7 protein-coding genes are annotated in these 12,040 nt (G+C 53.7%); all 7 read right to left on the bottom strand.

All coding sequences use genetic code 11. The features are described from left to right. Positions 1–15: 15 nt before the first annotated feature. The 7 genes from IM317_RS12740 to IM317_RS12710 are packed head-to-tail and all read right to left on the bottom strand — an operon-like array spanning position 16 to position 11,890. Positions 16–1,197 carry an ABC transporter permease gene (locus IM317_RS12740; protein ID WP_223998096.1) on the bottom strand — a complete coding sequence of 394 codons (1,182 nt, stop codon included), beginning with the start codon at positions 1,195–1,197 and terminating at the stop codon, positions 16–18. Between the two features lie 31 nt (positions 1,198–1,228). Next, complete coding sequence (locus IM317_RS12735; protein WP_033146480.1) at positions 1,229–1,897, bottom strand: ABC transporter ATP-binding protein; 669 nt, start codon at positions 1,895–1,897, stop codon at positions 1,229–1,231. Between the two features lie 17 nt (positions 1,898–1,914). Further along, positions 1,915–3,870, bottom strand: a complete 1,956-nt coding sequence (locus IM317_RS12730; protein ID WP_033144532.1) for a vWA domain-containing protein — start codon at positions 3,868–3,870, stop codon at positions 1,915–1,917. A gap of 8 nt (positions 3,871–3,878) precedes the next feature. Continuing rightward, positions 3,879–4,838, bottom strand: a complete 960-nt coding sequence (locus IM317_RS12725; protein WP_033144533.1) for a hypothetical protein — start codon at positions 4,836–4,838, stop codon at positions 3,879–3,881. A gap of 6 nt (positions 4,839–4,844) precedes the next feature. Continuing rightward, positions 4,845–7,511 carry a putative virulence factor gene (locus IM317_RS12720; protein WP_033144534.1) on the bottom strand — a complete coding sequence of 889 codons (2,667 nt, stop codon included), beginning with the start codon at positions 7,509–7,511 and terminating at the stop codon, positions 4,845–4,847. Beyond that, positions 7,511–10,516 carry a virulence factor SrfB gene (locus tag IM317_RS12715; RefSeq protein ID WP_033144535.1) on the bottom strand — a complete coding sequence of 1,002 codons (3,006 nt, stop codon included), beginning with the start codon at positions 10,514–10,516 and terminating at the stop codon, positions 7,511–7,513. The genes IM317_RS12720 and IM317_RS12715 overlap by 1 nt, the downstream gene beginning before the upstream one ends. Continuing rightward, on the bottom strand, positions 10,517–11,890 hold the full coding sequence (locus IM317_RS12710) for an SrfA family protein (protein ID WP_033144536.1): 1,374 nt from the start codon (positions 11,888–11,890) through the stop codon (positions 10,517–10,519). It abuts the gene before it with no gap. Positions 11,891–12,040 lie beyond the last annotated feature (150 nt).

Here is a 12,040-nt window from a genome sequence, read left to right as displayed (position 1 = left end):
AGGCTCACCGCCAGTTTAGATTTCACGTAAACTCTCCGCAGGTTCGATTTTCAATGCGCGCAGTGCTCCGATAGCGGCCACGCCTAACGCCACGGCAAGGACACAGAGCAATGCGGCGATAAAATGAAGGGGGACAAGGTGACAGACGAATGCCTGGTCCGGTAAAGAACTGCCCAACACATGGTTGAACAATGCGCTGCCCAGCAGGTAGATGATCACACCCAGTCCGTATGAGACGCCGGTCAAACACAGCGCCTGAATAATAATAAAAAGCGTCACAGCGCGACGGCGAAAACCCAGAAGGCGCAGCACGGCCATATCTTTGCGCTTACGATCAATGTTGGCGATGAAGGCACCGACTAACGAGGCGATGCACCCTGATGCAGAGATCCAGGCAATCACGCCAAAGATAATCCCCAGCACACGGTCGATGGCACGCACAGACTCAATTTGAGCTGACTGAGTGATAGCCTCAATGTTCTGCGTCTCCAGCCACCGCGCGAGGAGTGAAACGTCATCTATCGAACTGGCATAGATACGTGCTCTTGAATAGCGGGTTCTCTCTCTGGGCGGCTTGCCATCGCTGACCCCCAGCAAGGGAACCTGAAAGCCATCGCGGTAGTCTTCCAGAGCAACAAGCAAAGACAATGTAATAAAGGCACTTTGACGTGAAAATTTTGCGTCATCCAGCACGCCGGTAATGGTTAAAGCGAACGTGGCGCGTTGGTTTTTCCCTTCGCTTTTTCGGCTCACCATCAGGCGCAGGATATCTCCTGGCTGCACGCCAAGGCGCCGTGCCGCACTGGCGCTGAGTACGGTATCGCTGTCTTTGACCGGTGCTCTGACATCCTGCAAAAGAGGATCGCCTTTGGCCGTCGGGATCACTTCAGCACCCGGGACAAAGTGTTGCCCGTCCCGGACCAGATCGGCCTGAGTGTTCAGCGAACGGGTTAACGGAATCGAAAATCCGACTTCTGAACGGCGGGCGAGCTTATCAAGCCAGGCAAAATCATAATTACCATTACCCGTTATACGTACTTCCCGGGTGCGAGGGTCGTCGAGAAGCTGATGGCGAAGCTGGCTGACAATGCCATTCTTCAATCCGAACAGCAGCAATAACGGTGCGATAACGGCAATCAAAGAGAAGATGATGCACAGCGCGACCTTGCGATCGTGAATGAGATCGCGCAGAGCCATACGGCATAGCAGGGTGCCTGACGCTGGCATATCAGCTGGGTAAGAAGACACTTTTTCCCTCTCCGGTCACGGCCTGATATCGGTCAATCCCAAAATGCGTCACGCGCTGCCAGTCGTGGCTCACAACAATGGCTGCCATATCCAGTGAGCGCACCATGCCGATCATCAGGTCAAACAACCGGTCTGCATTATCAGGATCCAGCGCCGCAGTCGGTTCATCGGCAAGGAGTAAGCGTGGCTGGTGGGCAATCGCACGGATGAAGGCAACGCGCTGGCGCTCGCCGATAGAAAGCCGGGAAGGCATTCTTGTCAGCAGCGGCCGCACGCCCAGGCTGTCGATGGCCTTATCGAGCCAGGCTGACTGTAGGCTAAGTCCTGCCAGCCTGCGAACCAGAGTGATGTTTTCTATCACGGGTAACCAGGGCAACAAGCCGCCGTGCTGTAGCATAAACCCAAGCTCGCGTGCGCGAAGCGCGGCCAGGACAGGCTCGTTTTCAGCCATGAGCGGTATTGAAATATCGCGACCGGCGAGCCGGTATTCGGCAAGATGCGCTGGGCGAAGGATCGCCCCTATCATCTCCAGAAGCGTGCTTTTACCGCACCCGCTAGGCCCGGTTAGAGCGACCACCTCTCCCTTTTTCAACGAGAGGTGCGGGAGGGCGACGCTATAGCCATGCGTCCCGCCCCGGCTGATCTCCATATCGCGGATCCTCAACATCAGGGCAGGTTCTCCAGAGGTACCGGATAAACGTTATCGCGTGGGTCGCTATCGGGCGCTAATGCCACCCAACGGTCTACATCCTGGTTGTAGCGTTGATAGTAATTAAGCTTGGTATTCAGCCTGCGGATGAAACGCTCCTGCTCAAGGCCATCCCAGCTTTTCCAGGTTTCTTCGTCCAGGCTCAATACTTCACTGAGGTAAGGTAAGCTCTCGATATATTCACCGAGCAGTCCCATCTCTCCTAGGCGGGTCGCATTTTTCCCTTTCGCCTGGTTTGGATCGTTGCCCATGGTTGCCGCCAGAGAACGCAGGCTGGCAAACATGTCATCCGGAGAGATCATCCCCTCATTGGCGGCATTGACGATCTTCTTCATGACATCGCTCAGATCGCTGAGCTCGCTTTTTGTGAGCAGTACGCGCACCTCGGTCGCCGGGATGTTTTGGTCAATCAGATCGCGGTCGCTTATCCATGACTTGAATACCGGTGGTGCCGTGGTGCCTTGCTTTTCACCCAGATAGGCAAGACGCATTGCCTTACTTAACTTGTCGGCATCACTGAGCAGGGGATCTTCTTTCTTACCGGCATATTTAGGGCTTGCCCCCAGCGCGCTCCCCGCCGTTTCTTCGCCGCTCCAGGCTGTTTTAATCTGGCCGGTAATGGCATTCGCCAGGTTATCGACCATACTACCGAAGCTATTTACATCACCTGAATCAATAGGATAGTAGAGCGGTTTGTGCAGGAATGGATTTAACGTCAGCTCCTGATACTGGGCTTCAGCAGAACTGTGATTTTTCTTACCATCAGAGGTTTTCAGATGTAACGCATACAGCGCAACGCCACGATAGGCGGCTTCCTGACGCACCTGGGCGGCATCCAGATGGGTTGACGAGAGCTTATCTGTGCCATCAAGCGCGCCTGCGTCAGTAATCAGTACAACGTAGCGGGCGCCAAACTGCGTCCAGTCCACTTTGTCCAGCGCTGTCATGACCCCGCCGTAAGCATCTTCATCAACCTTGCTGCTGGAAACGGTAGCCTGCTTCAGGTCATGTACTTTAGCGAGGAAGTCTTTACCATCTTTAACGGTATTGGGGTCGACATACATCTTGCTGTCGTATTCAAGACCCGGAACCGCTTTCACGCTGGAGCGGAAAGCTACCAGGCCAAACTTGACCTGATCCTGTAAGTGTTCCTTCTCGATCCTCTTGTAGATCTTATCGATCGCCTCTTTAGTGCGATCGATATACGGCCCCATCGAGATGGTGGAGTCGATCACAAAAACAACCGAGGCGGAGAACCCTTTCATCATGTTCTTTTCATCAGCAGCGGACGCGGCCTTTTTTGCGGGCGACTTTTCGCTGACGGAGGCAACGTTGAGTACACGTACCTGGAAGCCGGTATCGGTAAACACATCATCTGAGCCAAGAACAGGTAAGAGATAAAAGTTTTTTAACTGATCCACCATGTAATCAGGCTCGCGTGCCAGAACCTGCGGGACCGGTTTATGGCTGCTCAAACTGTTGAGCATTGGTTGCAATGTTGCCGCAGGGTTTTTGCTGTTCAGAAGAGACTCAACGTCGGATTTCTCTTTAAAGAACAGCATCGGTTGACGGCCAGCAGGATTGGTAAACGCCAGCGTCAGCTGCATTTTCCAGTCAACGGTGCAGGAGGATTTCATCCAGCCAGCGGTATGACCAAAGCTGTCCGGCCCAACCTGCAGCCACGTGTCCTGACCCAGCGTTGTCCTTTGGTAAACATAGAATCGACTAAAGGCCGGCTGCTCTTTACCTGCTTCACCTGCTTTGGCGGACAGCTGGCAGCCTGGGTAAGTCAGTACCCGCTGGAATAACGCATGTTTACCTTCCTGCAAAAGCGGCTGTTTACCCGCGGCACAGGCGGGGGATGCCAGCGTTGCGGCACACACCAGGCTACTGAACCAATGCATGTATTTCATTGTTTATCCTATTTCTTCAGCTCAGCTAAACGGGCTTTGGCCTCGTTATTCTGCGGGTCCTGATTTACAACCGATTCATACCAATACGCCGCTGTCTCTGCGTCAGGATTGAAGCATCCCCCTGGTTTTGCGGTTTTCGGGTCATATTCTTGTGCATAACGAACAGCTATCTGCGTATCGCCGGACTGGGCTTTATAGGCGTAAAGGCGCTGAGCGATATCGCAATGTTTTGCCGCTTTCGCTTTTGCGATGACGTCCAGCAGTTGTGCACTACTTGGCTGGCTACGCAGGCACCCTTTAACGAACGCCATTTCATTGCCGCTCGCCATTTGTTCATCACCACACGGCCCGGTAGTTTTCGCGACGGGCGCGGGAGGTGCCGCTGGAATTGCAGGCTCTGGCTTACGGGTAAACCACCACCCAGCAGCGGCCAGCAGGAGCAATAGAATGGCTAATCCCGCAAATAACGGCAGCTTACTTTTCGGCTTATGCGGCTGTTGAGATACAGGCTTTTCTGCGACAGGTTCTAAAACGACAGGTTCCGGTTCTTGAACGGACATCGGCTGCACGATGGGGGTATCATTCAGCGTCTGTATATTTTCCGGGAGTGGGTTTTCACCACCGGCCTGGGAGCTGAGTAGCCCTTCAGCGATGGTCAGAATCCCCATATCCTTATTACTTCCATCTTTGATGGTGATGCGATAGGCCGCCTGGCGGTTGGCGAGTAGTGGATCGATCAGAGAAGGGCCGACCTGAACGCAGGGCGTCTCCTCATTTTGTATCAGTGGAGGAAGGGCGAGGAAAATCTCGCCACTGACCCAATCACCGTGGCTATCCAGATACAGGCGATCCTGATTACGTACTACCGAGATTGTGACGCCCTCGGCATCGCCTTTCCAGCCTTTCAACAAGAGCAATGCGAATCCTGGTTGTATAGGGGTCAGCGTCTTAAGTTCAGGTTTGATCACGTCCAGTTACTCCTTTGCCAATTTAATCTGGCGGAGAATGACGCCCAGATTTTCGTTCTGCGCGACGCTAATCTCGCGTCCGGCAGAATGACCTGCGTTTTCGGTAATGAGTGCTTCCAGGCCAACCAGCCAGTCGATGATAAAGAAGGCACTGTAGTTCAGCTGTTGCGGCGTCAGGCGTGCCAGGCGTTCATCACCTTTCCAGACCACGCTGTCGCACGTTGGTGGACGGGTAAAGATCGGCTGTTCGGGCTGGTTGAGACGGGCCGGGCGTTTCGATTCCGGCATATTTTGATAGCCCAGCCAGGTGATGAAATCGCTCATCACGTGAAGCACGCGTGAAACCTGACGCTCGACCATACGTTCGCGACGAACGCCAGCCTGCTCGGTATTTTTCATTGCATTGACCAGCGCGTCCTCGACACGTGAACGCAATAACCCCGTGATCAATTCGTCTACCAGCGCTTCGGCAATCGGGCGCGGAAGACTGATGTAGTTGAGCATGGCGGCGGTTTCAGGCAGGCCGCGCAGATGGTTAATCCAGAGCTGAACGCTCTGGTGCGCGAAAGCGATCTCATGGCTGTGCGTCGTCACCGCAGTTGCGCTGCTTTCGAAAGCATCTTCCACACCGATATCAAAGAATCCTGCATCTTCTTCTTCTGCTTCAGGCGCAGACAGGGTCGTTTGCTGCATGTAAAGTGCATGGAGATCGCGGCGTGCCGGAACCAACCGCGCCAGCAGTTCGCCGTGCATGCCGCTGCGTTTTTTCAGGGTGGCAAGGATCTCTTGCGCAATTCGGGATTTTCTGGACAGCTCTTCTTCGCCGTCCGGCTGGTACCAGTTCCCCAGTCCCCCTTCGACCAGTTCGTGGCGGATCTCGTCGAGCTGTTCTGCGATCCGCTCCAGTTTCAGTTCAGGGCGGGCGACGCGGGCCAGATAATCGGCCATTCGGCGCATACCACCGTCGTTGAGGGTGAGCATCGCATCCCAGGCTTCAGCAGGGTTCGCGATGTAGCGAGCGACAGCTTCATCTTCAAGGAAGGTTTTCCGCATCAGTGCGAGCTGCCCGCCATTGTCGTCGTTGAAAGCCGCTTCACTACCTGCGTTCATGCGGATAAAGGGCGTTTGCTGGCGCGGTTTGCGTACCAGGAACGTGTTATTGAACGCCTGACCCTGGCTCCATTCCTGCATCCATTTGTACTGGCCAAAACGCTCGGTCATCGCCATTTTGATCATCCCGCCAAGCCCCCAGGACTGGCGAAGAAGTGCTTCGTCATGGGAAAGGTTTTGGCTAATGCGCAGATCAAACATGGTTAATGCCCAGACTAGGCCAGGTAAGCGACGACCACGCGCGTCGGCATCGGCGCCCTGGGTGTAACGGATCCACTCGTCCAGAACGCCGCCCACTTCTTTGACATCGGACTGTTTTGTTGAGGCCGTACACACCACCAGGACATTCATCTCCTGGTTTTCGGTGTAGCGTTCAAAAAGATAGGCCACTTTTCCGCGCAAAATTAACTGCGCTAGCGGGTTGCTCTCTGCATTTTTAACCTCGCGAGTGACATCACTCATGGACTCCACCGCCAGACGGCCGCGATAACCCGGGAAATCAAGCAAGTCGACGGCTTCGAAGATTGTTTCGCGAGGCGGAGCCATTAGCGGGATATGCAATTCAACGGTAAGCGCAGTGAGCTCTGCCAGCGATAGCGAAATAGACGCACCCGTTTGCCCATTTACCACAGGACAGACTTCAATAGTCTGATCCGACGGGGTATTCAGCCGCTCCAGCATATCGACGTTCATGATGCTATCCCGCTGGATAAGCAGGCCGTTTTCGTTACGAACCAGCGTGCTCAGCGGGGCACGCAGCTCCTGCACTCCACCGAGACGCTGTAGCGTGTTGGCAAAACGGATATAGGCATTGGTTAGTTCTGGTACTTCGCCCCATAAAACGGAGAAAAGCTGGCCGCGATCTTCAACAGAAAGCCATGGTGCGAGGCTTACTGCCTGTGGCCAGTAGGTCAGGGCAAAACGGCTTTGCGTTTTCTCAGCATGGCGGATGAGGTAATCCCAAAAAGAAACTACGTCATCTTCGGTCACGCCAGGGCTGCGGGAGGTCAGGCGTCGTTTCGACAGGGACGTTAACAGATCGCTGATGCGTTTTTCATCGAACTGCCAGTCAAATTTTTCCTGGTTGAAGTCATGGATGAATGCGTTGGCGAGGATCTTCCCCATTTCCACTTCGTTGAAGAGCTGTAACGTGACAGGCCAGCGGTCGTCTGAGCTCTGAGCACTGCGGCTAAACCGGGTAACAAGACCCGTCGCCTCTTTGCCGCCGCCAGGCGGGTTGATGTGTGTCAGAAAATCGAGCTGATTGCCGCCGAGGCGTGTTTCCAGCTTTCCGTTTTCACCCGCAGCCAGCGCGGAAATGAGATACGATTTGCCTGCCTGCGACAAGCCAAAGAAGCCGATTGTCATCGGTTTCGCTGCGGCCTGCGCCAATCTGCGTGCTTTGTTACGGCTGCGGCGCAAGTTCATGGTCAGGCGATCGGCTTCAGTGTTCAGGCGCGGCGCGTCCTGACGAACGCTTGCGATCCAGTCAATGGCCCGGCCTGCACCTTGTTCGACGCCATTCCAGCCCTGGATAATGGTGTTGGGATGAATAGTGCTCATTAGCTTTTAATACTCCCGCTATCCAGCCAGTAATGGGTTTCACTCAGCCCATTACCGACCATTGTGTTCAACTGGAATGCAACATCTCTACGACCATAGCCGCGCTGTGCGTTTTTCATTTCCATCGAGCCAATCTGGAAGCGCTCCGGACTGACCGGTTCTTCGCTACTACGTCCACGTCCCTGTTCTGCGGTTAAACCGATGCTTATTACAGCATCACCCGACAGCTCGCTTGCCAGGTTCGCACTGGTAATTTTTAGGGTGTAAAGTGCGGTCGATGGCCAGCGTTCGTTATCAAGCTGGCGGAAACCGATACGCACTTCCCCCCGTGCTTCAAAGCCTTTCCCTTCCGGTAACTGGAAATCAGCGGAGTCCAAATCAACGTCGCGATAGGCGACATTGCTGTCTTTAATCACATTGTTTCCATCAAGCATCCCGACATAGCGGATGGTTGAATAAGGCTTAAAGTTCGCAGTGCGGAAGAAGAAGTTGTTGAGCCTGGATTTCTCCGCTAACAGGCACAGCATCGCCCCCACAACGGCTGTCGATTTCGGATCGTCAATGCATCCTTTCTTGTTAAACGGATACCAGCCACCGGTTTCATAACCGTGGAGTGGCAGCACGCGAGAAGGGGGAACAGGTTGAAGCTGGCGAATGAGCGCTTGAATTCCCGGCAGGCGGGATGGACGACCGGTTAAAAGTAATACATCGCAGTTGTAGTGCCAAAGCACTTCGCACAACGCGCGCAGGCTGTGGCAAATGTTCATTCGCCCGCTGCGAGGGTCGATAAATTCATTGTGCAGACGCGCAAGATCCAACTCCAGCGGTACATCCAGAATGGAGAACGGTACTTCGCTCGCAAGCTGTCCGGAACGGGCAACGTCGTTGACGTAATCCTGTACTTTCTCGGTTGGAAGATTATCGGCAAGTAGCTCACGGAAGGTGTAATTCAGTATCTCCCGCCCATTTTCCGGGGAGTACTCTTCATAGCGATGCAAAATAGATAATGCCAGAGGCGCGAAGATCTGTAATGTAAGCTGCTGACGTAATACCTGTTTTCCGGCTTCGATCGATTCACTACCGAACAGTTGTGACATCATTGATTCGGCTGCAAGATCGCTGTGGCCGACTTTGGTCATGGCCGCTTTTACTGCTGGCTGGAGGAAAAGCCGTATAACATCCAGCAGTATGTCGTCGCCTGCTACCTTAAACCCTTCACGGAAAAGCTGTTTCGGGGTAATCCGGACGTTAATGCCCTGGCCTTCATCCAGCGTGTAGCGAGAAATGACGAGATCGGTCGTTCCTCCGCCAATGTCAATCGACGCGATTTTTAATGAGCGTGTATCGCTGGTGTCCTTTTGAGTATCGGGACGGCGAGTAGCTGCAAAAAATTCGTCCGTGCGACCGCCAAAGTAGTTCTGCGTTTCGTTATAGAGATATACCAACTGCCCACAGGTGGCTTCGTCCCACTTCACGTGTACGCCTGGATGGGCGTATTTCAAGCACTGCGGGTCATCGCCTTCATAATCCATCTCTTCCCAGCCGAGCGCTTTCCAGACCATGCGGATAGCGTCATGCATGCTCTCCTCAAAGATAGCGCGCTCAGGCTTTGGCATCGCCGGAGGGACAGTCATAATGACATTTCGTAAACGACGCGGTGTGCTGGCGTGGTTCATCTTCAGCCGCTGTGAAGGGCTGTTGATTTGCATGAGAGCCTGGCTTAATACCTCTGACAACATCATCGTCATCAGCGAGCTACGACTGTATACCGGCGTGAAGACGGGCATACGGTCTTCTTCATTTTTCAGGCGAATGAGCAATTTCCCCTGATCGTTGATCATATACAGCAGCGGTGCTGCAGTGGCTAACGGCTCTCTGTCACTTTTCACGAAGGCCTGGCTAAAGCGCCATCCCGGTGAATAGGGTTGATCGTCCCAGAGGTAGCGTTTAGGGCTGGAGATCCCTGTTGAGCCCTCGGTACCCAGGCGTTGAGCCGCCATTCTGAAGGCTTCTCCGCCGACGCGTCCAATGGTTGGCCATGTGAAGGCATCGCTGCGCCCGCTTTTTAGCGAGAAATCCTGCTTGCCGAATTCGGCCTGGGCAAACTCGAGACGGCTGTCAAAAGGCTCGTTATAAACAAATTGCGGTTGGCTCAAATCTCGCAGCTGAAGCTGATAAAGTTGAGAAAGCCCTTTATTGTCGTCACGATGTTCTTCGATCAGGATGCCGCAGCTACGTGAGTTACCAATGTCCAGCACGAGATCTACAGGTATCGCTGAGTCCCGGATTTTTACGTCGTTGACCTGTACTTCAGGAACGACAATCGTCGTCGCCAGGACATGCAGCAGGTTAAGATAATGCGCCTGATGTTCCTTCTGCAGTAGTTGTTCATCAATGTCATCAATATGTTGGCGTAATACTTCGCGAGCCTGAGTACTGAAAATTTCCCGTAGCCATTCATTCACCCATGGCAGTGAGAGAAACTCCCCCATCTCGTGAGGATGGCGTGCCAGAGCAAATCCCGCCCCTGAACGGATATCATCCTCGCCCGGTGCGAGATACTGCGTATTCTCGCGATCCGGGAAAATTTTGGTATCAAAAATCAGAGTAGCGCGCCAGGTATTGCCCTTTTCATCCGGCTCAGGCAGCTCATGGAACTGGACGCGTGACCAGTTATACGGCCCGTGAGCAAAGGCTCGTGGCGGGTTGAAGCGGAAAAATGGCAGCGGTAACCAGAGGCCGCGATAGAGGCGTAGCGACTCTTCGGTCGTCAATGTGTAGTCGGAGTCTGCGTAGCGAGGAGGTTCGCTGTCAGGCTGAGGGATCTGCAGCTTATCTTCCCTCTCATTATAGATAAGCCGCATAATAGCCTCGTCGCCCTGTTGACGAAGAAATTCCCCATATTCTTTACGCGTTGGCAGGGTAAAGGCGAAATCAAGGAACTGGATCCCGCTGTCGCGAATAAGTTTGACCTGTTTTTTAAAATCAGTGAGTTCAGCGAGCATTTACTGACTTGCCTCCTGCTTCATCGAAATAGGGAAAAGTGTTTTGGCGTCGTAACGGCCTTTGCAATCCGCAATGTTTTGCGCGCCGGGAGCACACAGAATTTCTGGCATTTGGTAGCGTGAGCCATCGGAGCACTGTGCTTCTCCCTGATTGTTAATGGCGAGATGACCTGACTGAATGGCCGCGTTGACCGCGCCACGACAGGTCACACCGTCGCCACGGATCATCTGTACTTCGCCCTTACCGTCATTGATTTGGTAACTCAGACTAAGGGGCTTTCCTGTGCGTTGATCCTGAATACCAGCCCCTGCGTGCCAGTTCCCGTCCAGAAAACGGGTGTTTCCTTGGGCCAGTGAAGATGCGGGCAGGGTCAACGGGACTTTAGCGCCAGTTGAGGTATTGGCCGATGGCGCTTCGAGAGCAGGTGCTGTTCCGCCGGGATGAGGGCTATTCGTGGCTGACGCAGGATCCACAGCAGATGCCGTTGCTGCTGCGCTTTGTGACGGCGTTTGTAATGCTGATTGCTCTTGTGACGTTGTGAGTGAAGTGCCCGTGGTGCTTAAAATCTCACTGCCCGTTGTCGAATGCAGGTTCGCCTTAGACGTTGTTGTGCTGATGATGGCCCTTGACGACGGCGCAAGAGATTCGGCTGTTGGAAGGTGGGGCGCGGGCAAAGCGGGTACGGAAGATGAAATACCAGGGATCGTTATGCCTGGCATGCAACCCCGTAAGAACAGTAACGCTAAAAGGAGTAACAGAAGTAGCGGCAGTAGCCAACGCAACCATGCGGGTAAGAGCAACCACCAGCGTCTTTGGGCGTGCTTTTGATGCGTGAAAGTGCGTTCTGGTATCACCGGTTCAATACTGGCTGATTGCGGAGGCAAGGCTGTAGATATTGGACGCAAACAGTCTAACGGCTCGATGCGGGCCTGGTTAGTGGCGTTCACAAATCCCCAAAAACTGATGACTGGCTTTCCACCTACCAGCCACACGTGCTGCTGATCGGGGAATTGCATCGCTTTTTCAAGTAATTTCCCAAAGAGCCGGCGTTCCGGCTGCTGGCTTTGGGCAAATTCATTACTTATCTGGCGAAACGCTGCATGGGTGGTTTCGAGTTGCGCGAGCGCGGCCTGGCGCTCAGCTTCCGTTGCGGCCGTCCATGGAATAACGTCACCGGCCAGCGGGGCATACCAGTCGATTCGATCGCCATGCTCGCTGATTTGCGGGATGGCTAAAGTGTCAGCAACCGCCGTTTGTTTTCTAAGTCGTAGGGTTTCACGCAGCTGTAATGCGGAAATATATACTGCCTGTCCATTCTCACCCATCGACTGATATTTATCGAGCTTGTCACTGCATAGAAAAATTTCTTTCACGCTGCATGCCTTTGCTGTTAAACGAACAAGTGAAAGCAAGTTCCACTGTGGAAAAGGACGCCGCAAATACGCCGGGTAATCTGCGTCAATTGTTTATGGCAACAAAATATTGAGTATTATCGGCAAATGGCCGAAAACGTTTAGACCTAA

It is taken from the genome of Enterobacter cloacae complex sp. S3 (assembly GCF_014930495.1).
In the GTDB taxonomy this organism is placed as follows: domain Bacteria; phylum Pseudomonadota; class Gammaproteobacteria; order Enterobacterales; family Enterobacteriaceae; genus Enterobacter; species Enterobacter asburiae_B.
Note: the sequence above shows the minus strand (reverse complement) of the source record. Positions and strands in the feature narration are given on the sequence as shown.

What these genes read in the sequence shown, in the direction of transcription:
- IM317_RS12740 (WP_223998096.1), bottom strand. Translation starts at nt 1,197, where the DNA reads ATGGCTCTGCGCGATCTCATTCACGATCGCAAGGTCGCGCTGTGCATC.
- IM317_RS12730 (WP_033144532.1), bottom strand. Translation starts at nt 3,870, where the DNA reads ATGAAATACATGCATTGGTTCAGTAGCCTGGTGTGTGCCGCAACGCTG.
- IM317_RS12735 (WP_033146480.1), bottom strand. Translation starts at nt 1,897, where the DNA reads ATGGAGATCAGCCGGGGCGGGACGCATGGCTATAGCGTCGCCCTCCCG.
- IM317_RS12720 (WP_033144534.1), bottom strand. Translation starts at nt 7,511, where the DNA reads ATGAGCACTATTCATCCCAACACCATTATCCAGGGCTGGAATGGCGTC.
- IM317_RS12715 (WP_033144535.1), bottom strand. Translation starts at nt 10,516, where the DNA reads ATGCTCGCTGAACTCACTGATTTTAAAAAACAGGTCAAACTTATTCGC.